This is a genomic window from Lentzea sp. NBRC 105346, assembly GCF_030269605.1.
Taxonomy (GTDB): domain Bacteria; phylum Actinomycetota; class Actinomycetes; order Mycobacteriales; family Pseudonocardiaceae; genus Lentzea.
Genome location: NZ_BSTQ01000002.1, coordinates 83,915 through 104,448 on the forward strand (window position 1 = coordinate 83,915; position 20,534 = coordinate 104,448).

General features: G+C 70.2%; 22 protein-coding genes and 1 pseudogene. 15 read left to right on the plus strand and 8 right to left on the minus strand.

The window, feature by feature from the left end:
- The first annotated feature begins 120 nt into the window (after positions 1–120).
- From QSK35_RS04745 to QSK35_RS04755, 3 genes are all read left to right on the plus strand, one after another.
- Entirely contained in the window at positions 121–744 is a 624-nt protein-coding gene (locus QSK35_RS04745) for a DUF4360 domain-containing protein (RefSeq protein ID WP_285742679.1), read from the plus strand.
- Positions 745–795: 51 nt separating this feature from the next.
- Entirely contained in the window at positions 796–1,434 is a 639-nt protein-coding gene (locus QSK35_RS04750; protein ID WP_285742681.1) for a DUF4360 domain-containing protein, read from the plus strand.
- Between the two features lie 217 nt (positions 1,435–1,651).
- A complete protein-coding gene (locus QSK35_RS04755) occupies positions 1,652–2,914 on the plus strand; it encodes a sensor histidine kinase (protein WP_285742683.1) in 1,263 nt (420 codons plus the stop codon).
- A 62-nt stretch (positions 2,915–2,976) separates the two neighbouring features.
- Here the strand turns inward: QSK35_RS04755 and QSK35_RS04760 are convergent, their stop codons facing one another.
- Complete coding sequence (locus QSK35_RS04760; RefSeq protein WP_285742686.1) at positions 2,977–4,326, minus strand: replication-associated recombination protein A; 1,350 nt, start codon at positions 4,324–4,326, stop codon at positions 2,977–2,979.
- Positions 4,327–4,361: 35 nt separating this feature from the next.
- Here QSK35_RS04760 and QSK35_RS04765 point away from each other — a divergent pair, with 35 nt between their 5' ends.
- The 9 genes from QSK35_RS04765 (at position 4,362) to QSK35_RS04805 (ending at position 13,465) form a co-directional block, all read left to right on the plus strand.
- On the plus strand, positions 4,362–4,967 hold the full coding sequence (locus QSK35_RS04765) for a uridine kinase family protein (RefSeq protein WP_285742687.1): 606 nt from the start codon (positions 4,362–4,364) through the stop codon (positions 4,965–4,967).
- Positions 4,968–4,995: 28 nt separating this feature from the next.
- Positions 4,996–5,823 carry a chemotaxis protein CheB gene (locus tag QSK35_RS04770; RefSeq protein WP_285742688.1) on the plus strand — a complete coding sequence of 276 codons (828 nt, stop codon included), beginning with the start codon at positions 4,996–4,998 and terminating at the stop codon, positions 5,821–5,823.
- Positions 5,820–6,542: an ATP-binding protein gene (locus tag QSK35_RS04775; protein ID WP_285742690.1), complete on the plus strand. Its 723-nt coding sequence runs from the start codon at positions 5,820–5,822 to the stop codon at positions 6,540–6,542. Before QSK35_RS04770 ends, QSK35_RS04775 begins: the two co-directional genes overlap by 4 nt.
- 18 nt (positions 6,543–6,560) lie before the next feature.
- Positions 6,561–8,423, plus strand: a complete 1,863-nt coding sequence (locus QSK35_RS04780; RefSeq protein ID WP_285742692.1) for a CheR family methyltransferase — start codon at positions 6,561–6,563, stop codon at positions 8,421–8,423.
- 51 nt (positions 8,424–8,474) lie between these two features.
- Positions 8,475–9,503: a hypothetical protein gene (locus QSK35_RS04785; RefSeq protein WP_285742694.1), complete on the plus strand. Its 1,029-nt coding sequence runs from the start codon at positions 8,475–8,477 to the stop codon at positions 9,501–9,503.
- Complete coding sequence (locus tag QSK35_RS04790; protein WP_285742695.1) at positions 9,490–10,083, plus strand: DUF4129 domain-containing protein; 594 nt, start codon at positions 9,490–9,492, stop codon at positions 10,081–10,083. The genes QSK35_RS04785 and QSK35_RS04790 overlap by 14 nt, the downstream gene beginning before the upstream one ends.
- A 79-nt stretch (positions 10,084–10,162) precedes the next feature.
- Positions 10,163–11,209 carry a DUF4350 domain-containing protein gene (locus QSK35_RS04795; protein WP_285742696.1) on the plus strand — a complete coding sequence of 349 codons (1,047 nt, stop codon included), beginning with the start codon at positions 10,163–10,165 and terminating at the stop codon, positions 11,207–11,209.
- On the plus strand, positions 11,206–12,168 hold the full coding sequence (locus tag QSK35_RS04800; RefSeq protein WP_285742698.1) for an AAA family ATPase: 963 nt from the start codon (positions 11,206–11,208) through the stop codon (positions 12,166–12,168). Before QSK35_RS04795 ends, QSK35_RS04800 begins: the two co-directional genes overlap by 4 nt.
- Position 12,169: 1 nt before the next feature.
- Positions 12,170–13,465 carry a DUF58 domain-containing protein gene (locus tag QSK35_RS04805; protein WP_285742700.1) on the plus strand — a complete coding sequence of 432 codons (1,296 nt, stop codon included), beginning with the start codon at positions 12,170–12,172 and terminating at the stop codon, positions 13,463–13,465.
- A gap of 38 nt (positions 13,466–13,503) precedes the next feature.
- Here QSK35_RS04805 and QSK35_RS04810 read toward each other — a convergent pair whose 3' ends face one another.
- Positions 13,504–14,511 (minus strand): stage II sporulation protein M, encoded by a 1,008-nt coding sequence (locus QSK35_RS04810; protein ID WP_285742702.1) that lies wholly within the window; start codon positions 14,509–14,511, stop codon positions 13,504–13,506.
- A 14-nt stretch (positions 14,512–14,525) separates the two neighbouring features.
- On the minus strand, positions 14,526–15,461 hold the full coding sequence (locus QSK35_RS04815) for a cyclase family protein (RefSeq protein ID WP_285742704.1): 936 nt from the start codon (positions 15,459–15,461) through the stop codon (positions 14,526–14,528).
- A gap of 62 nt (positions 15,462–15,523) precedes the next feature.
- Between QSK35_RS04815 and QSK35_RS04820 the strand changes: the two genes are divergently transcribed.
- Positions 15,524–16,279 carry an RDD family protein gene (locus QSK35_RS04820; RefSeq protein WP_285742706.1) on the plus strand — a complete coding sequence of 252 codons (756 nt, stop codon included), beginning with the start codon at positions 15,524–15,526 and terminating at the stop codon, positions 16,277–16,279.
- On the opposite strand, the gene QSK35_RS04825 is transcribed toward QSK35_RS04820, so the two are convergent.
- The gene (locus tag QSK35_RS04825; RefSeq protein WP_285742707.1) at positions 16,244–16,747 is read right to left on the minus strand and encodes a TetR/AcrR family transcriptional regulator; all 504 of its coding nucleotides are present in this window, start codon (positions 16,745–16,747) and stop codon (positions 16,244–16,246) included. The genes QSK35_RS04820 and QSK35_RS04825 overlap by 36 nt on opposite strands.
- 69 nt (positions 16,748–16,816) lie before the next feature.
- On the opposite strand from QSK35_RS04825, the gene QSK35_RS04830 reads away from it, so the two are divergent.
- Positions 16,817–17,257: a nuclear transport factor 2 family protein gene (locus tag QSK35_RS04830; protein WP_285742709.1), complete on the plus strand. Its 441-nt coding sequence runs from the start codon at positions 16,817–16,819 to the stop codon at positions 17,255–17,257.
- A 47-nt stretch (positions 17,258–17,304) separates the two neighbouring features.
- Positions 17,305–17,994: an STAS domain-containing protein gene (locus tag QSK35_RS04835; RefSeq protein WP_285742711.1), complete on the plus strand. Its 690-nt coding sequence runs from the start codon at positions 17,305–17,307 to the stop codon at positions 17,992–17,994.
- Here the strand turns inward: QSK35_RS04835 and QSK35_RS04840 are convergent.
- The 4 genes and pseudogenes from QSK35_RS04840 to QSK35_RS04855 all read right to left on the minus strand — a co-directional run bounded on the left by QSK35_RS04840 (position 17,991) and on the right by QSK35_RS04855 (position 20,370).
- Positions 17,991–18,779, minus strand: coding sequence for an energy-coupling factor ABC transporter ATP-binding protein (locus tag QSK35_RS04840; protein WP_285743585.1), 789 nt, complete (start codon positions 18,777–18,779; stop codon positions 17,991–17,993). The genes QSK35_RS04835 and QSK35_RS04840 overlap by 4 nt on opposite strands.
- Positions 18,768–19,412 (minus strand): annotated as a pseudogene (gene cbiQ, locus QSK35_RS04845) (cobalt ECF transporter T component CbiQ); the annotation flags it as partial. The pseudogene cbiQ and the gene QSK35_RS04840, both read right to left, overlap by 12 nt.
- On the minus strand, positions 19,409–19,690 hold the full coding sequence (locus tag QSK35_RS04850; RefSeq protein ID WP_285742712.1) for a PDGLE domain-containing protein: 282 nt from the start codon (positions 19,688–19,690) through the stop codon (positions 19,409–19,411). The pseudogene cbiQ and the gene QSK35_RS04850, both read right to left, overlap by 4 nt.
- Positions 19,687–20,370: an energy-coupling factor ABC transporter permease gene (locus QSK35_RS04855; protein WP_285742714.1), complete on the minus strand. Its 684-nt coding sequence runs from the start codon at positions 20,368–20,370 to the stop codon at positions 19,687–19,689. Before QSK35_RS04855 ends, QSK35_RS04850 begins: the two co-directional genes overlap by 4 nt.
- Positions 20,371–20,534 lie beyond the last annotated feature (164 nt).

Below are 20,534 nucleotides of genomic sequence, written 5' to 3' on the forward strand. Positions count from 1 at the left end.
GGCCGAAGGTGTGAAAAGACGCGTGTAACCCGTTCGGACCACACTCGTGAAGAATCTTTACGATACCCTCCCCTTCAACGCCGCCGCCACCGCTCTGAAAGGTTCCAGGAAAGGCCACTCATGCGTATAGCGACGGCTTCCGCCGGATTGGCTCTCTTATTGTTGGCATCGTCCGCTCCCGCGTATGCGTCATCCATTCCGTCGGAACGCGTCACTGTGGACGTGGTGACGGTCAACGGATCCGGCTGCAAACCGGGCACCGCTTCGGTGTACGTGTCGCCGGACAACACGTGGTTCAAGGTGACCTACCGCGACTACTACGTGGTGGCGGGCAACGAGGCCCCACCGACCGACTTCCGCAAGAACTGCCAGATCGTGCTGCGGGTCAACACCCCGCAGGGCTTCAGCTACGGCATCTCGCGGGCGGACTACAAGGGCTTCCTGTACATCCCCGAGAAGGCGTCGGCGCTCCAGCGCGCCAACTACTACTTCCAGGGCAGCCCGGCGAACAACATCCGTGACCACCGGTTCAGCGGACCGTACGGCGACTACTGGCACACCACCGATGAGACGGAATTCGCGAAAATCGTCTACTCGCCCTGTGGCGAGCAGCGGAACCTGAACATCAACACCGAGTTGCGCGTGACGCGCGGTGATGAGGGATCCACGAGTTTCATGACGATGGACTCCTCACGCGGCGAAGAGGAAACCCTTTACCACTTCTCCTGGAAGTCCTGCGAATAATTCTCTTCGCTCCGCCGCCGCACCTTCAAGTTTGGTCCGGAAAGGTGTCTCATGCTCAACACGGTGACTGCCGCTCTCATGGCCGCGTCCATCATCATCCCGCCGGGTGCCCCTGGCACCACCCCGCCGCCTGATCACATCACGATCGACATCGTGACCATCAACGGCTCCGGCTGCCCGGCGGGCACGGCCGCCGTCGCGATCTCCGAGGACAACAAGGCGTTCACGGTCACCTACAGCGACTTCCTAGCCCAGGTCGGCGTCGGTGCCAAGCCGACCGACTTCCGCAAGAACTGCCAGCTGAACCTGAGAGTGAACGTCCCACAGGGCTTCACCTATGGAATCGCGTCAGCCGACTACCGCGGCTTCGCGTCACTCGAGGCCGGGGCTTCCGGGCTCGAGAAGGCCAACTACTACTTCCAGGGCATGTCGCCGACGGCGTACTCGACGCACAGCTACGCCGGCCCGCTGACCGACAACTGGCAGGCGACCGACACCACCGAGGTGGCCGCGATCGTCTACCACCCGTGCGGTGAGCTGCGGAACTTCAACATCAACACCGAGCTGCGGGTCAACGCCGGCTCGTCCGACACGACCAAGACGACGAGCTTCATGTCGATGGACTCGACCGACGGGAACATCGAGACCACCTACCACTTCGCCTGGAAGACCTGCCCGCAGCACCCGTAATCCCCTGGTCGGTGCCGCCTCGGTGAATCGCTTCGCCGGGGCGGCATCGCCGTCCGCGGGCAAAACGCGTTGCCGAGCCGCCACCAACACGTACGCTCACCTGCGTGAACGCTCGGGTGGCGTGTGCGCTAGCACATTTCTTCCGGGCGACACGTCCCGATCGAGGTGTTGAGTCGTCTCGGAAGGTGACGGGGCAGGTCGGGGCGAAGGGGCGGTCATGTCAACCGCAACATACGCGCAGTACGGTGAGGACCGGACAGACACGGGAGGTCGCGCGCTGACCACCAAGGCGGCGAGGGAGCTGCCGTCCGGACGCACCGAGGCGCCGGCCGGGAGGCGCTGGTCGCTGACCGGAAGATTCCTCCAGGTGAAGCGGCGCGACCTGCTCATCGACGTGGCCGCGATCGCGGGCGCGACGCTCGACGTGTGGCTGGGCGCGTTCCGCGAGTACCTGGTGCCGCTCGAGGGCTATTCGTACTGGCTGACCGGGGTCGCCGCGGGCGCGATGCTGCTGCGGCGCAAGTTCCCGTTCCTCACGTTGCTGCTGACCATTCCCGGCTTCATCGCGGGCTGGGCGCAGATGGCGGCGATGATCGCGCTCGGCACGGTGGCGTGGCGCAACCAGCTGGGCTGGAAGACGCTGGTCGGGACCATTCTGGTGTGGGTGGGGCGGTTCATCTCGTGGCCGCCCAGCTTCTTCTTCGACCAGAAGTGGCAGGCGATGGTGCACGACGCCATCTGGGCGGTCGTCGTGGTCGGGCTGCCGCTCACCATCGCGTTCCTCGCGCGCGCCCGGCAGGACCTCGCCGACCGCATCGCCGAGCTGGCCGCGTCGCGTGAACGAGAACGGGTGCTGCACGCCCACGCGGTGCGCGCGGATGAACGGGCACGGCTCGCCCGCGAGATGCACGACGTGGTGTCGCACCAGGTCAGCCTCATCGCGATGCAGGCGGGGGCGCTGCGCATGGCGGTCGCGGACGCCGAGCACAAGCAGGTCGCGGGCACGATCCGCACGCTGTCCACGCGCACGCTGGACGAGCTGCGGCAGCTGGTGTCCGTGCTGCGCACGACCAACGGTGACGAGGCGCGCCAGCCCGGCGTGGACCAGTTGCCCGAGCTGGTCGCCGACGCGGGCATCGAGGCGTCACTGAGCATCGAGGGGCCGACGCTGGAGCTGCCGCCGCCGATCTCCGGTGCGATCTACCGGACGGTGCAGGAAGCGCTCACCAACATTCGCAAGCACGCGCCTGGCGCGCACGCCGAGGTGCTGGTCGTGGCCGACGAGCACGAGGTGCGGGCCGAGGTGCGCAACACGCACACCGACGCGTGCGACGCGCAGCTGCCCAGTGGCGGGCACGGGCTGATCGGGCTCAAGGAACGGGCGAAGCTGCTGGACGGCGAGTTCGACGCGGGTCCGACGGAGGACGGCGGGTTCCGCGTCACGGCCACGTTCCCGATCACGCGCAAACTGACCGACTGACAGGTTTGCTATGGGGGGAGCTTTCCAAGCGGTCAGCGCTTGGAAAGCTCCCCCCATAGCAATCAGTCGCCGCGGATGAGTTTTCGCAGCTTGGGGAGACGCTCGGAGACGGCACGCTCGGCGCCGCGGGGCGTCGGGTGGTAGTAGTCGCGGCCGACCAGGTCGTCCGGCGGGTACTGCTGGGTGAGCACGCCCTCGGGCACGTCGTGCGGGTAGCGGTAGCCCTGAGCGTTCCCGAGCCGGGCGGCCCCCGCGTAGTGGCCGTCGCGCAGGTGCGCGGGCACGGTGCCGACCATGCCCTTGCGGACGTCCTCCATCGCGGCGTAGATCGCGGTGGTCACGGCGTTCGACTTGGGCGCGGTGGCGAGGTGGATGGTGGCCTGCGCGAGGTTCAGCGCGCACTCGGGCAGACCGATCAGCTGCACGGCCTGCGCGGCGGCGACGCACGTCTGCAACGCGGTGGGGTCGGCCATCCCGACGTCCTCGGACGCGTGGATCACCAGCCGGCGCGCGATGAACCGGGGGTCCTCCCCCGCCTCGATCATCCGGGCCAGGTAGTGCAGGGCGGCGTCGACGTCCGAGCCGCGGATCGACTTGATGAACGCCGACGTGACGTCGTAGTGCTGGTCGCCCTGGCGGTCGTAGCGCACCGCCGCCTTGTCCACCGTGGACTCCAGCACCGCCAGCGTGACCACGGAATCATTCGACGCCACAGCGGAATCCGCCGCCGCCTCCAAGGCGGTCAGCGCCCGCCGCGCGTCCCCACCGGCCAACCGGATCAGGTGGTCCAACGCCTCGGGTTCCACGACGACCGAGCCGCCCAGGCCCCGCGGATCCGCGATCGCGCGGGAGACCACGGCCAGCACCCCGTCATCGGAGAGCGGGCGCAGCTGCAGCACGAGGGACCGGGACAGTAGCGGTGACACCACGGAGAAGAACGGGTTCTCGGTCGTCGCGGCGACCAGCAGCACGATCCGGTCCTCGACCGCGCCGAGCAGGGCGTCCTGCTGCGTCTTGGAGAACCGGTGCACCTCGTCGATGAACAGGACCGTGGACTCGCCGGAGCGCACCAGGCGGCGGCGCGCCTCGTCGATGACCGCGCGCACCTCCTTCACGCCCGCCGACAGCGCCGACAGCGCGACGAACCGGCGGCCGGTGGCGCGGGACACCAGGGTCGCCAGCGTCGTCTTGCCGGTGCCGGGCGGGCCGTAGAGCATCACCGACGCGGGTGTGGCGCCCTCGACCAGCCTGCGCAGCGGCGCGCCTGGGCCGAGCAGGTGATCCTGACCGACGACCTCGTCCAGCGTCGCGGGCCGCATCCGCACGGCCAGCGGCGCGTTCGCGGCCAGACGCTCGGCTTTCTCCTCGTCGGTGGCGCCGAACAGGCCTTCGTCGAACAGACCTTCGCTCATGCGTTCGAGCGTAACGTGTGCGAAAATCGCCGCTCGTGGAACCGCGTGCCGTCCTTCTCGCCGGCCCCTCCGGGTCGGGCAAGTCCACCCTCGCCGCCAAGCTCGGCTGGCCCGTGCTGCGGCTGGACGACTTCTACCGCGACGGCGACGACCCGCTCCTGCCCCGCGACGAGCACGGCCGGGCGGACTGGGACGCCGAAGGCTCCTGGAACACCGGCGCGGCCCTCCAGGCGGTGATCACCCTCGCGCGCGAGGGCACGATCGAGGCGCCGGTGTACTCGATCGGCGAGGACCGCAAGGTCGGTACGCAGACCGTGTCCCTCAACGGCGCCAACGGGTTCATCGCCGAGGGCCTGTTCGCGGACCTGCTCGTCGACGGGGCCCGGCAGGCCGGTGTGCTCAAGGACGCGATCGTGCTCGCGCCCAGCGCGCCGGTGACGTTCGCCCGCCGCTTCCTGCGCGACGTGGCGGAGGCGCGTAAGCCGATTCCGGTGCTGCTGCGCCGGGGCTGGCGGCTGATGCGCGAACAGCCGGGCGTGGTGCGCCGGTGCGAACGCCAGGGCATGCGCCGCCTGACTCCCAACCAGGCACGCGACGAGCTCGCCGAATCCGGCCGTCCGGCCGATAGCGCGGCCGTGTAGACGCGGTCACGCCGGGTATCCCTTGGCCGTGGCGCCACAGCCGAGGGACCTGGTGGTCGTAGGCGCTTCCGCCGGAGGGGTGGAAGCGTTGCGCGGCTTCGCTTCGAGCCTGCCCGAGGACTTCCCCGCCGCGGTCGCCGTGGTGCTGCACATCCCGGCCAGAGGATCAAGCGCGCTGCCGGGCATCCTCGAACGCAGCGGGCCGCTGCCGGCTTCGTTCGTGACCGACCGGCAACGGCTCCAGCACGGCTGCATCCACGTCGCTCCGCCCGACCACCACGTGCTGGTCGAGGACGGCGCGCTACGCCTGTCGCGCGGCCTCACCGAGAACGGCCACCGGCCGTCGGTGGACGTGCTGTTCCGGTCGGCCGCGGTGTCGTGGGGACCGCGCACGATCGGGGTCGTGCTGTCGGGCGCGCTCCACGACGGGAACGCGGGCATGATCGCGATCAAGTCGCGCGGCGGCGTCGCCGTCGTGCAGGACCCGGACGAGGCGAAGTACGCGGGCATGCCGAGCAGCGTGCTGCGCGACGTCGACGTGGACCACGTGCTGCGGCTCGCCGCGATGGGCCCAGTGCTGGCGCGCCGGGTGCGCGAGCAGGTGGAGGCCGTGACGGCGTTCCGGCCGCCGCACCGCGGGGCGCACGCCGCCGACGGCAGCGAGGTGGAACGCGCGCTGTGGGTGGCGGTGCGCACGCTGGAGGGCCAGGCCGACATGGCCATCCGGATGCGGAAGACCTCGCTGGAGCGGGGCCGGTCGTTGCTCGCCGACCGGTTCGGCAACACGGCGAAGGAGTGCTCCCACGCGGCCGGTGTGCTCAGGAGCCACCTCACGCGCGCGGGTGACCACCGATGATCGCCAACCTGCTCAGTCTGGACGTCTCGCCGTTCGGCCGCGTCACCGTCGTCCGCCCGGTCGGCACGCTCGACCTGGCCGGCTATCCCGTACTGCGCGACGAGCTGCTCAAACTGACGACCGAGGAACCGGCGGCACTCGTCGTCCGGCTGGACGAGGAGTTCTTCGCACCTCAACAGCGGATGCTCGCGGTGTTCACCACGGTGTGGCTGAAGGTGTCGGAGTGGCCGGGCGTGCCGATCGTGATCGTCGCCGAGACGAACCGGCACCGCAAGGCGCTGCACGCGAGCGCCGTCGACCGGTTCGTGCCCGTGCACGCGACGTTGAGCAGCGCGGTCGCGTCGCTCGCCCGGCCCTCGCCGCACCGGGTCGACCGGGTCCGGCTGCCCCGCTCCCCCGCGGCGCCGCTCTACGCCCGCACGTTCGTCCGGGACGCCTGCAAGCGGTGGCGGGTGTCACTGATCGCCGACGACGTGGTCGTCATCGCGAGCGAGCTCGTGGAGAACGCCGTACAGCACGCGGAGTCGGAGATGGTGCTGCGGCTGGAGCTACGCCCGGACGGGCTGTCGGTCGCGGTGCGCGACGAGGACCCGCGTCCGCCGACCCGCCTGGGGCTGGGGCACGGAACGGACCTCGTGGCCCGGCTGAGCCGCACTTCCGGGTGGTCACCGGCGTTCGACGGGGGCAAGGTCGTGTGGGCCGTGCTCGCGCACCCGTGAGGCGAGTAGTTTCTGTGTGTGACCGACCGCCAGGCCCCGGCCCCGTCGCCCGATGACGCGTTCGAGGAAGTGCTGCTGTATCTGAAGGAGTCGAGAGGGTTCGACTTCACCGGCTACAAGCGCACCAGCCTCATGCGCCGCGTCCGGCACCGCATGGGCCAGGTCGGCATCGAGGGGTACGGCGACTACATCGATCATCTGCAGGTCAACGCCGACGAGTTCGACGCGCTGTTCAACACTATCCTGATCAACGTCACGGGCTTTTTCCGCGACCAGGAGGCGTGGGAGGTGCTGCGCGACGAGGTCGTGCCCGCGTTGATCGCCGAGCGCGGACCGGACGACCCGCTGCGGGTGTGGAGCGCGGGGTGCGCGTCCGGCGAGGAGGCGTACAGCCTGGCGATGGCGCTGTGCGAGGCGATGGGGCCGGAGCGGTTCCGCCAGCAGGTGAAGATCTACGCCACGGACGTCGACGACGAGGCGCTCGCGCAGGCCCGGCACGCCAGCTACACCGACCGCGAGCTGCAGAACGTGCCGCCCGACATGCTCACGCGGTACTTCGAGCCGCAGAACCACCGGTACAGCTTCCGCAAGGACCTGCGCCGGTCGGTCATCTTCGGCCGCAACGACCTGGTGCAGGACGCGCCGATCTCGCGGATCGACCTGCTGGTGTGCCGCAACACCCTGATGTACTTCAACCAGGAGACGCAGGCGAAGATCCTCGGCCGGTTCCACTTCGCGCTAGTCCCGCGCGGGGTGCTGTTCCTCGGCAAGGCCGAGATGCTGCTCTCGCACAGCCGCATCTTCGACCCGATCGACCTCAAGCGGCGCATCTTCCGCAAGATCCCGAACGGCAGCGGCGGCCCGCAGCCGTTCATTCCGCATTCGTTCGTCCACGACCGGCGCGCCGACGTGGGCGGGCTCGACGAGCTGCGCGAGCACGCCTTCTCGGCGAGCCCGGTCGCGCAGGTCGTGGTGTCGGCCGACGACGTGGTCGCGCTGGTGAACCAGCAGGCGGAGAGCACGTTCGGCGTGTCGGCGAAGGACATCGGCCGGCCGTTGCGCGACCTCGACCTGTCCTACCGCCCGGTGGAGCTGCGCGGCTACGTCGAGCAGGCCAAGGTGGAGCGCAAGTCGTTGCGCGTCAAGGAGGTCGAGTGGACGCGGGGCCCCGGCGAGAAGCTGTGGTTCGAGATCCACGTGAACCCGCTCGTCGGTCAGGACAACATGATCCTCGGCGTGTCCGTGGTGTTCCACGACGTCACCTCCGCGCGGCAGCTGCTCGACGACCTCGAGTACGCCAACCGGCAGCTGGAGTCGGCGTACGAGGAACTGCAGTCGACCAACGAGGAGCTGGAGACCACGAACGAGGAACTGCAGTCCACGGTGGAGGAACTGGAGACCACCAACGAGGAGCTCCAGTCCACCAACGAGGAACTGGAGACGATGAACGAGGAGCTCCAGTCCACCAACGACGAGCTGCAGACGATCAACGACACGCTGCGCGACCGCAGCACGGAGCTCGACCAGGTCAACGAGTTCCTCGAGTCGATCCTCACCTCGCTGCGCTCCGGGGTGGTCGTGCTCGACCTGCAGATGCGGGTGCTGGCGTGGAACCGCGGCGCCGAGGAACTGTGGGGCGTGCGCGGCCACGAGGCCGAGGGCGAGCACCTGCTGAACCTCGACATCGGGCTGCCGATGCCGGAGCTGCGGCCGATCGTGCGGCAGGCGCTGGCGGACCCGGCGTTCTCGGCCGAGGTGCAGGTGCCCGCGGTGAACCGGCGCGGGCGCGAGGTCATGATCCGGGTCGTGTGCTCGTCGTTGCACGCCAACAGCGGCCAGCCCAGCGGCGCGATCCTGGTGATGGAGCAGCAGCAGCTCTGACCGTCTGACAGGATGTGGGCTCATTCCAACGACCGGGGGTTACTCGCCATCATGAGCGACACACCAGAGTGGTCCTCGCCCGACGCGCGGCCCGAGCGCGAGACTCCGCCTCCCGCGCCGCCGCCGCAGCAGTACTACGGGCAGTACCAGCCGCCGCGACAGGCGTTCAAGCCGGGCATCATCCCGCTGCGGCCGCTCGGGGTCGGCGAGATCCTGGACGGCGCGATCACCACGATGCGGCGCTACCCGAAGGCGGTGCTGGGCGTCTCGGCGATCGTCGTGGCGGTGACGCAGCTGCTCTCGCTGGTCATCATCTGGCCGATGATCGACGACCTGAACCGGTTCGCGGCGATCGACCCGAACACGGCCACGCCGCAGCAGCAACAGGACATGGCCCTCGACGTCCTGTCCAGCGGGTTGATCAGCGGCACGGTCGGGCTGGTCGTCACGCTCATCGGGCAGGTGTTCCTCTCCGGGTACATCACGGTCATCGTGGGCCGTGCGGTGCTGGGCCAGCCGATCACCTTCGGCGAGGCGTGGGCCGAGTTCCGGCCGCGGCTGCTGCGGCTGCTCGGCGCGACCATCCTCTATGGCCTGATCATCGCGGCGGGCGTCCTGCTGGCCGTGGTGCTGGGTGTCTTCGCGTCGTTCTTCCTCTCGTTCCTGGTGATCCCGCTGATCGTCTGGCTGGCCGTCATGTTCAGCCTGGTCACCCCGGCGCTGGTGCTCGAACGCGGCACGGTCGGCGAGTCGTTCGGCCGCTCCCGGCTCCTGGTGGACGGCGTGTGGTGGCGGACGTTCGGCATCCTGCTGCTCGCCGCGTTCCTGGCGTCGGTCATCGGCAACATCATCGGCATCCCGTTCAACCTGGGCACCCTCGACATCAACGCGCTGCTCGAGGGCCGGCCGCAGGTCATGACGTTCGGAGCGCTGCTGCTGGCCACGATCGGCGGGGCGATCGCGGGCACGATCACCCAGCCGTTCCGCGCGGCGGTGACCGTGCTGCTGTACGTCGACCGCCGGATGCGCCGCGAGGGCATGGACATCGAGCTCGCTCGGGCCGCCGGTGGCCAGGTCTGACGTTCCCGTCGACATCGGCCCGGACGAGGCGCGCGATGCCGCGGTTCGCGAGCTCGCCGATCCGATCTACGCGCAGGCGCGGCCGGGCTGGTTGCGGCAGGGGCTGGAGTGGCTGCTCGACCGGCTCAACGAGCTGCTCGGCGCCGCGAGCGGTTCCGGTGGCATCGCGCTGCTGATCGTGGTGCTCGCGATCGTGCTCGTCGTCGTGATTCGGCTGGCGGGTGGGCGGATCGGGTGGGCGGCGCGTTCGTCCGGTTCGGTGTTCGGCTCCACCGTTCTGTCGGCCGCCGAGCACCGTTCTGCCGCCGAGGCGGCGTTCGCCTCCGGGGACTTCGCGGGGGCTGTGCGGGAACGGTTCCGGGCGCTGGTGCGGGAACTGGAGCAGCGCGGGGTGCTGGACGTGCGGGCCGGGCGCACGGTGGACGAGGTCGCTTCGGACGCTGGGCGTGAGCTGCCTGCGCTGGCCGGGGAGTTGCGGGCGGCCGCCGTGCTGTTCGACGACATCTGGTACGGCGGGCGGGCCGCGTCCGCGGAGAGTTATCAGCGGGTGGCCGCGGTGGACGACCGGGTGCGCGGATGACCGCGACCGCTTGGCGGGCACAAAGGTCCCCCCGAAGCCCACAGTACCGATGGGGTCCGACAATTCCGCGAGTCCTCCCATGACCGCCACCTCGCCCGACGCGCGCCGCATCTGGTCGGTCGCCAAAGGCCCAACCCTCGTCGCGCTGGTCATCCTCGCCTCCAGCCTGATCGTCGCCCTCCTCAGCGCACCGGGTGAGGGCGGCGAGCTGGACCCGCGATCGGCCACCGAACAGGGCACCCGAGCGCTGGCGAAGCTCCTGGAACGCCAGGGCGTCACGGTCGAGTTCACCGAGACCACCCCGTCCACAGTGGACGACGCGACGCTGCTCGTGACCCGGCCCGACCTCCTGGCCCCCGAACACCTGGCGGCCCTGAGACCAGCCGACCTCGTGCTCGTCGCACCCACCCAGTGGCTCCCGCCAGGGGCACAGGTAGCCGGCGGCTCGGATGTGCAGGACCAGCAGCCGGGATGCGCCTGGGCGGCACGGTTCGGCGAGGCGACGACCGGTGGCGTCGAATACACCGGCGGCGACTCGTGCTACGGCGGCTCCGTGGTGCGGCTCGGGTCCGTGACGCTGCTCGGCACGGGTGCGCCGATGATGAACAAGTCGTTGGCGGACAAGGGGAACGCGGCGCTGGCGATGACGGTGCTGGGCAGGCACCAGAAGCTGGTCTGGTACTCCCCCGCGGTCGCCGACCCCGGTCAGCAGCGGTCGCTCATCGCGCTGCTGCCCGACGGCTGGAAGTTCGGGTTGCTCCAGCTGATCGTGGCGATCGTTCTGCTGGGGCTGTGGCGGGCGCGGCGGCTGGGGCCGGTGGTCGCCGAACCGCTGCCCGTCGTGGTGCGCGCGGCGGAGACGGTCGAGGGGCGGGCCCGGCTCTACCGGCGGTCGCGAGCGCGGGGCCACGCGGCGGCGTTGCTGCGGCAGGCCTCGCGGGACCGGATCGTGGCCGCATTGGGACTGCCGGTCGACGCTCCCCCGGCCGCGGTGGCGGACGAGATCACGACTCGTTCCCGCGACGAAGTGCTTGCCCTGCTTTACGGACCGGAACCTGGGGACGACCGCGCGCTGGTCCGGCTCGCCGACGACTTGGACGCTCTGGAGAACGAGGTGTGTTCGTGACTACGACCGTGGGGGTGGACGAGGCGCGCGGAGCGTTGCTGGCGCTGCGGGCCGAGGTCGGGAAGGCCGTCGTCGGCAACGACGCCACGGTGACCAGCCTGATCCTCGCCCTGTTGTGCCGCGGCCACGTGTTGCTCGAAGGCGTGCCTGGCGTGGCGAAGACGCTGCTGGTGCGGGCGTTGGCGCAGACCCTGGACCTGACGTACAAGCGGGTGCAGTTCACGCCGGACCTGATGCCCGGCGACCTGACCGGCTCGCTGGTGTACGACGCGCACTCCGCGGAGTTCTCGTTCCGCGAGGGCCCGGTATTCACACATCTGCTGCTCGCCGACGAGATCAACCGCACGCCGCCGAAGACGCAGTCCGCGCTGCTGGAGGCGATGGAGGAACGGCAGGTCTCGGTCGACGGCCGGGCGCGGCCGTTGCCGGCGCCGTTCATCGTGGTGGCGACGCAGAACCCCGTTGAATACGAGGGCACCTACCCGTTGCCCGAGGCGCAGCTGGACCGGTTCCTGCTCAAGCTCACCATGCCGGTGCCGCCGCGCGAGCAGGAGATCGACGTGCTGACGCGGCACGCGTCCGGGTTCGATCCGCGGGACCTGTCCGGTTTGAAACCCGTTGCGGGAGCGGCACACCTGGACGCCGCCGCGGCCGCCGTGCGCACGGTTACCGTGGCGCCGGAGGTGATCGGGTACGTCGTGGACGTGTGCCGCGCGACCCGCCAGTCGCCGTCGGTGCGGCTCGGTGTCTCACCGCGTGGTGCGACGGCACTGCTGGCCGCGGCACGCGCGTGGGCGTGGCTGTCGGGCCGCGAGTACGTGACGCCGGACGACGTGAAGGCGTTGGCGCGCCCCGCGTTGCGGCACCGGCTCGACCTGCGGCCCGAGGCCGCGCTGGAGGGCGCGACCGCCGACGGGATCCTGGACGGCGTGCTCGCCGCGGTCCAGGTTCCGCGCTGACGTGGCGCTGACCGGCCGGGCCGGCCTGCTGGCGCTGCTCGGTGTGGTGTTCGTCGGTGTCGCGATGCCGTCGTGGACCGGGATTCTCCTGGTGCTGCTGGTGGTTCTGGTGTGCGTGGGGATCGATCTCGCGCTCGCGGGCAGGGTGCGTTCCTTGACGTTCACCCGGTCCGGTGCCACGCAGGTTCGGCTCGGTGAAACGGTTTCCGTGTCGCTGACCGTGCGCAACCCCGGCCGCCGCCGCGTGCGGGGTGTGCTGCGCGACGCGTGGCCGCCGTCGGCCGGGGTGGTCTCCGACCGGTTCTCCGTCGACGTACCCGCTGGCGCATCGCGGACGGTTTCCGTTGAGCTGCAACCGGTCCGGCGCGGTGACCGGATCGCGTCACGGGTGACCGTGCGCTCACTGGGGCCGCTGGGCGTCGCGGCGCGGCAGGGCTCGCACGCGGTGCCGTGGACGGTGCGCGCGCTGCCGCCGTTCCACAGCCGCAAGCATCTGCCGCCGTTGCTGGAACGGCTGCGGGAGCTGGATGGCCGCCGCGCGTCGCTGGTCCGCGGCCAGGGCACGGAGTTCGACTCGTTGCGCGAGTACGTGATCGGCGACGACGTGCGGTCGATCGACTGGCGCGCCACCGCCCGCACCACCGACGTGATGGTGCGAACCTGGCGTCCCGAACGCGACCGGCAGGTCGTGATCGTCCTCGACACCGCGCGCACCGCCGCCGGACGCGTCGCGGGTGAGCTGGGCGGCCTGCCGCGGCTGGACACGGCGATGGACGCCGCCCTGTTGCTGTCCGCGCTGGCGATCCACGCCGGTGACCGCGTCGATCTGATCGCCTACAGCCGCCAGGTCCGTGCCTCGGTGAGCCGGGCTTCGCTACCCGAACTGGTCTCCGCGATGGCGCCGCTGGACGCCGAACTGGTCGAGTTCGACGCGCGCGGCATGGTCGCCGAGGTGCTGCGCCGAGCCCGGCAGCGGTCACTGGTGGTGCTGCTGACCGGCCTCGACCCCGCCGCGCTGGAGGAGGGCCTGGTCCCGATGCTGCCCGCGCTGGCGTCCCGGCACCGGCTGCTGGTCGCGTCGGTGACGGACCCCGCCGTGACCACGATGGCGCGCGGCCGCGGTGACGCTGCGGAGGTCTATGGTGCCGCCGCGGCGGAACGGACGCTGGCGGAACGCAGGCACGCCAAGGCATTGCTGACGCGCCTCGGCGTTGACGTGGTGGACGCCGTGCCCGCCGAGCTACCGCCCTCGCTGGCGGACCGGTACCTCGCGTTGAAAGCTCAGGGCAAGCTCTAGTCGTGAGTGGTTTCCGTTGCTATAGCGACGGAAACCACTCACGAGCTCACGGGTGCGGTGTCGCCCGCGTACTGCTCGTCGAGGTCGCCGGTCACGCCTGCCTTCGCCGCCTTGCGCCCCAACCAGAAGACGTAGACGAGGAACGCCGCCTCAGCCGCGATGCCGATGCCGATCCGCGCCTCGGTCGGCAGTTTGCTCGGCGTCACGTACGCCTCGATCAACCCGGACACGAACAGCACACACGTCAGCCCGAGCGCCATCAGCACGACCGTTCGCCCTTGCCGCGCAAGGGCTTGCGCGCGCGGCAGCCCTCCCGGGTCGATCACCGTCCACCCGAGCTTGAGCCCGGTGCCCGCGGCGACGAACAACGCCGTCAGCTCCAGCAACCCGTGCGGCGCGATGAGCCCGAGGAACGCGTCACCCCGCCCGGCGGCGAACATGAGGCCGCCGCTCACCCCGACGTTGACCGCGTTGACGGCGAGCATCAGCACCACCGGCACACCGCCCAGCACGCCGAGCATGAGGCAGCCCGCGGCCACCCACGCGTTGTTCGTCCACACGCGAGCGGCGAACGAACTCGCCGGTGAGCTGGAGTAGTAGGTCTCGAAGTCACCGCCGGCCTTCGTGAGCTGGCGGACCTCCTCCGGGGCGGCGATCGACGCCTGCACGGTCGGGTCGTTCGCCACCCAGGCCGCCAGGCCCGCCGTGACCAGCAGGAACACCGCTGCCGTTGGAACCCACCACGGCCACGCCCGATACATCGCGGCCGGCAGGCGTTGCGTGAAGAACAGGCCGACCTCGCGCCACGCCGGGGCGTGTGATCCGGTGACCGCACCCCGAGCCGAGGCCGTGAGGGCGGAGAGGCGTTCTACCAGTGCCGGGTCCGGGGCCTGGCTGCGGACCATCGACAGGTGGGTCGCCACGCGCTGGTAGAGGGTGATCAGCTCGTCGGTTTCCGGGCCGCGCAAGGAGTTCTGGCGGCGGACCAGGGCCGACAGGCGATCCCACTCGGCGCGGTGCGCGGCGATGAACACGTCCAGGTCCACGGCATGCACAGTAGTCAGAATGTGGCGATCGGGTTGACCGGACTGCCGGATGTGCCTGCGAAGCGGACCGGCGCGACCGCGAGCTGGAAGTCCCACTGGCCGAGCTCGCCGGCCGTCGCCGCGCACGCCTCCAGGTCGCAGTTGTCGAGCAGCCACAAACCCATCGCGACGAGCCCCACGGCGTGAACCGGCATCAGGATGTCGTCGTACCCCGACGGCTGAACGTCCTGGGGAGTGTCGGCGCCGATCAGCGCGACCTCACGTTCGTGCAGCCACGGCAGGCAGGACGCGTGCCAGCCCGCCTGGGTGAAACCGCCGGACGCACCGGACTCGTGCCGGGAGCGGCCATAGCCGGTCCGCAGGAGTACCGCATCACCGGAGCGCACCCGCACGCCCTGGCGACGCTCGGCCTCCTCGAGATCCTCGGGGAACACACCCTGCCCCGGTTCCAGCCACGGCACATCGCGAACCGCCGCGATGTCGAGCAGGACACCACGCGTGACGATCCCGTTCGCCGCCGCCGTGACGGCCGCCCACGCCGATCCCGTCTCGGCGTCGACCACCGAGTGCGACCGCCCGTTGTACGTCCTGCCGTCCCAGAAGATGTGGCACGGCGAGTCGACGTGGGTGACGGTGTTGCCGTGGAACATGATGCCGAGCCGCTCGTTCGAGAAGCCCCAGCGCCGGTCGTTGTGGAACGCGGCCGGCATGTTCTCGGCACCCGGCATGTCGGCGGCGCACGGGCAACTGTTGGTCGACCGCTCCATGTCCTCCGGTACGGCGACCTCCCACGCACACGACACGCTCCGGCCGTGGCGCACGGCCCGCGCCGCCGCCAGCCGCACGTCGTCGGTGATGTGGTTCAGAGTGCCGAGCTCGTCGTCATCGCCCCACCGTCCCCAGTTCGACAGGGTGTCGAAGTACCCGAGCACGTCGTCCTGTGTGGGCATGGTCAGCCACACTACGACAAAGCCGCCCGGCAACCCCGGCCATTCACATTAGGCTGAAAGGCGTGGGAGATCTGGTCACCGGGGAAGCCGTAGTCGTCTCGCTGCGCACCGCCCGCCTGGCGAGCCGCGCCCTGGCGTTCGGCCTGGACGTGGCGATCCAGGCGGCGACCCTCTACGTCCTGTACCTGATCCTCCCGACCCCGCAGGACGCGGCACTCCTGCGCGCCGCGGCCCTGGTGGCGGCGATCTCGGTCCTGATCGGCTACCCGGTCCTCACGGAGACGCTCACCCGAGGCCGCACCGTGGGCAAGCTCGTGTTCGGCCTGCGCGTGGTGCGCGACGACGGCGGCCCGATCCGGTTCCGGCACGCGCTGGTGCGCGGGCTGGCCGGGTTCTTCGTGGACTTCTGGGCGCTGGGCCTGGGCGGGGTGGTGGCGCTGCTGGTGTCGCTGGCGTCCACGCAGGGCAAGCGCGTCGGCGACTACCTCGCGGGCACGGTCGTCATCCGCGTGCGGGTGCCGAAGGAGAAGGCGCCGCAGATCCTGATGCCGCCGGAGCTCGCCGCGTGGGCCGCCGGGCTGGACCTCACCGCCCTGCCCGACGACCTCGCCCTCGCCGCGCGCAGTTACCTGGCGCGGTTCGCCAACCTGTCCACCGAGGCGCAGTGGACCCTCGGCACCGCGCTGGCGGACGACGTGGCACAACGCATCGCGGCGCCGAGGCACAACCTGCCCCCGTACGCATACCTGAGCGCGGTGCTGGCCGAACGCCGGGAGCGGGCGCTACGCGCGCAGTCCGTCCATCACAACGGCCAGTAGCCGCTCCGGCCGCGACGTCTCGGCCAGCCCGGCCAGCAGGCCCTTCAGCAACGCAAGCAGGTCGGGGAACTCGAGGTCACGACGCACCGCACCCGCCGCCTGCGCCCGCACCAGCAGCGCGTTGAACGCCTCGTGCAGCCGTGCCTGCAGATCCGACGGCACGACGAAGGCGTCGGACAGGTCGCGTTTCAACGCGGCCTCCTCCCCGATCCGGCCGAGGAACGCGAAGAACGCCGCGCCGGGATCGGCCGACGACGAGGAAGCGAAGTCGATCAAGGAAGCGATCCGTTCCTCCATCACGGCCTGGAAGAGGGCCTCCTTCGTCGGGAAGTGCCGGTAGACGGTGCCGGGGCCGACACCGGCCAGCGCGGCGATCTCGTCGAGCGGCACGCCGAACCCGCCGGACGCGAAGGCGGACGCGGCGGCGGACAGGACTTTGGCGCGGTTGCGCTGGGCGTCAGCACGCATGGTTGCAAACCGGGGCGTGCGTTCCGTATCGTCGAAACGGGGTCACCGTTCCGATTCTAGGGAGTCCTGATGACACGCACACCACGAGACGTCGCGGAGGAGACCCGGCGCATGGTCGCCGGCGAGAGCACGATCCCCTTCGCGGACCTGTTCGCCGAGGACGGCGTGATGGAGTATCGGTTCGCGCCACCGGGATTTCCGACCGAGCTCGTCGGCCGCGAGGCGATCCGCGCGCACTTCGCGAAGGCGGGCCGGCACCGCGAGGTGCTGGAGATCGAGCAGGTCGATCTCATCGTCCGGCAGACCGACGATCCCGAGGTGATCGTCACCGAGATCACGCACAAGGGCTGGTCCAAGGCCGCGAAGGATCACTACACGTTCACCGCGCTCGGTGTCGTCCGGGTGCGCGACGGCATGATCGTCCACTATGACGACTACATGAACCCGATCGCCATGGCCCGTTTGCTCGGGCGCACCGACGAGCTGGTCGCCGCACTGTCGACACAGTAGGAACAGGCCTCTGGCACGTCACCGGCAAACCGGGTACGTGTGGAGGCATGGACCTGCTGACCAGGCACGAGGGTGACACCGTCCTGGTCTCTCCGACCGGACGGCTCGACCTGTCAACGTATGCCGAACTACGCGACGGACTGCTCAAACAGGTCGCCGAACAACCCGCCGTTCTCGTCGTCGAGCTGACCGAGCGGTTCGAGATCGGCAGCGACACGCTCGCGGCCGTGTTCGCCACCGTACGGGTGCGGATCGCGCCGTGGTCCGGGGTCCGGCTCGTGCTGGTACCGACCACCACTGAACACCGGAAACTGTTGGAGCGCACCGGTGTCGGGCGGTTCGTGCACACCTACGCGACGGTGCGCGACGCCCGGTCGCACACGCCGGCCCGCCGCCGCGAGGAGATCCAGCTGCCCCGCGGCGACGGGGTCGCCGACGCGGCCCGGCGGTTCGTGCTGCGCGTGTGCGACCGCTGGCACGCCGGGCCCGCCACCGTCAGCGCCGTGCTGATGGCCGGCGAGATGGTCGAGAACACGTTGCGGCACACCACCGGGGCGCCCACGGTGCGGGTCGAGCACTTCCACACGAACCTCGTCGTGACGGTCCGGGACAACGAGCCATGGCACGACGGCCCGCACGGTCGCGGGATCGCGTCGTTCGAACGGCTCGCGACCGCATGGGGGAAAACCACCACGCTCGACGGCGGGAAGATCGTGTGGGTCAGTGTGTCGCTTTAGTCCAAAACGAAACCGAACGGCAATTCCAGCCGGTGCCGCGCCAGCAGTTCGGTGTCGCGCAGGATCTCCCGCGTCGGTCCGTCCGCGACGACCACGCCGTCGTCCACCAGCACACTGCGCGGGCACAGCTGCAGCGCGTACGGCAGATCGTGGGTGACCATCAGCATCGTGCGGTCCAGCCCGAGCAGCACCTCGGCCAGCTCGCGGCGCGCCACCGGTTCGAGGTTCGCCGAAGGTTCGTCCAGCACCAGGATCTCCGGATCGCACGCGAGCACCGACGCGAGCGCGACCCGGCGGCGCTGACCGCCGGACAGGTGCATCGGCGAGCGATCCGCGAACGACTCCATGCCCACCGCCCGCAACGCCCGCTGCACGCGTCCGTCCACATCGGACAGCCCGAAGTTGGCCGGCCCGAACGCGACGTCCTCGCCGACCGTCGACATGAACAGCTGGTCGTCCGGGTCCTGGAAGACCAGCCCGACGCGGCGGCGGATCTCCCGCAGGTTCGCCTTGGTGACGGGCAGCCCGGCGACGGTCACCTCACCCGACCCGCCGGAGAGGACTCCGTTGAGGTGCAACGCGAGCGTCGTCTTGCCCGCGCCGTTGGGACCGAGCAGCGCGACCCGCTCCCCCTGCTCGATCGTGAGGTTGACGCCGTACAACGCCTGATGCCCGTTGGGATACGCGTACGCGAGCCGCGAGACCGTCAACGCCGGAGCGGCCGGCCGTTCCGGCGTGAAGGTCGAACCCGCGACGGCGGAGCCGGACCAGCCGCGCGAGACCATCGCGAGGTGCACGCGCTCACCGCGTTCGTAGGCGCGGATGAACAACGTCCCCACGCCGCGCGCGGTCGCGCCCAGCTGCCAGAGGAACCGCGGGTTGTGGCCGCGCGAGACACGGGCGACGCTCATCCGCCGCGCCTCCCCCGCGATCACCTCGACGTAGCGCAGCATCAGCGTCGCGATGGTGATCATCACGCCCGGAACGCGCAGCTTCCGCAGCCCCAGCAACAGATCCTTCGGCGCCGTGGTGGCGGCGAGCGTCAACGACACCAGCACGCCGAGCGTGCCCTTGGCGAGGATGTTCCACCCCGCCAGCGCGCCGTCGACGGAAACCGAGAGCCCGTGGAAGTCGGTGCGCGGGCCGGCGCCGACGAACGGCAGCAGCACCGCCAGCACCACGAACGGCAGCTCGATCAGCGACCGCGCGAGGAACCAGCGCACCGGCACGCGCGCGACGAACCACACGGACACGACGAGCACCAGGTAGGCACCGAACGCCCAGTACTGCTCTCTCGGGGTGGCCACCACGCACAGCACCGCGACCAGCGCCGCGAGGATCTTGGTCTGCGGGGCGAGCCGGTGGACGGCGGAGTCCCCCGGCCGGTGTAAGGCGCCGTGCGCGTGCCCGGCGCTCATCGCACGGACTTCTTGCGCAGCACCATGAACAGTCCGAAGGAGAGCGCCAGCACGACGACCACGCCGAGCACGCCGGCCAGGCCGGTGAACCGGGAGTCGCCGCCGAGCGCGTAGTCGGCGAACGTGCCACCGCTGAACGGGTGTTCCTGGGCGTGCTGGGCGATACCGGTGTCCTCGGTGACCTTGTCCAGACCGTCCGGATCGGACGACGCGAAGTACGACAGCACGCCGGCGATCAGCAGGGACACGACGGCGAACCCGACGAAGAACTTCTTCACGCCCGCACCTCCAGCTCGGGCCGCGTACCCCGCAGCAGGTGGACCAGGTCGGGCCGGACGGACGCCACGGCCGTGACGGTGGCGGCCGTGATCAGCCCCTCACCGATGCCGATCAGGACGTGCAGGCCGATCATCGCCAGCGCGACCGTGCCGATCTCGACACCGCCCACTCCGCCGATCGCGTACTCGGCCACGAAGCCGGCCGAGGCGAGCACGGTGTTGACCAGAGCGGACACGAACGCGACGAGCGCGAGGCCGCCCTTCTTGCGCACCAACGACTTCATCGACATCGCGACGAAGAACCCGACCGCGGTGCCGATCAACGCCATGTTGGTGACGTTGGTGCCGATCGCGGTGAGACCGCCGTCGGCGAACAGCAGCGCCTGCACCACGAGCACGATCGTCACGCACAGCGCGCCGACCCATGGTCCGACCAGGATCGCGGCGAGCGCTCCGCCGAGCAGGTGGCCGCTGGCGCCGGGCAGGATCGGAAAGTTGATCATCTGCACGGCGAAGATGAACGCGGCGACCAGACCGGCCATGGGAGCGGTCTTGTCGTCGAGGTCGGCGCGCGCTCTCACCAGAGCGAACCCGACCCCGATCGCGGCGATCAGCAGGAACGCCACGGACGTCGGCGCGTTCAGCAGGCCGTCGCTCATGTGCATGGCTACCGGGGACATGGTCGACACGCTAGTTGCCACCTCCACGTTATGGCCAGCTTTATGCAACAACGAGTCACTGGCTTCACCGCGGACGTACGTGCGAAACCCGCTTTTCGGTTCACCAACGCACCTAGTCATCGGATGAATGTTGGCTATGATCCGACCCGCCGCCGTACCACACG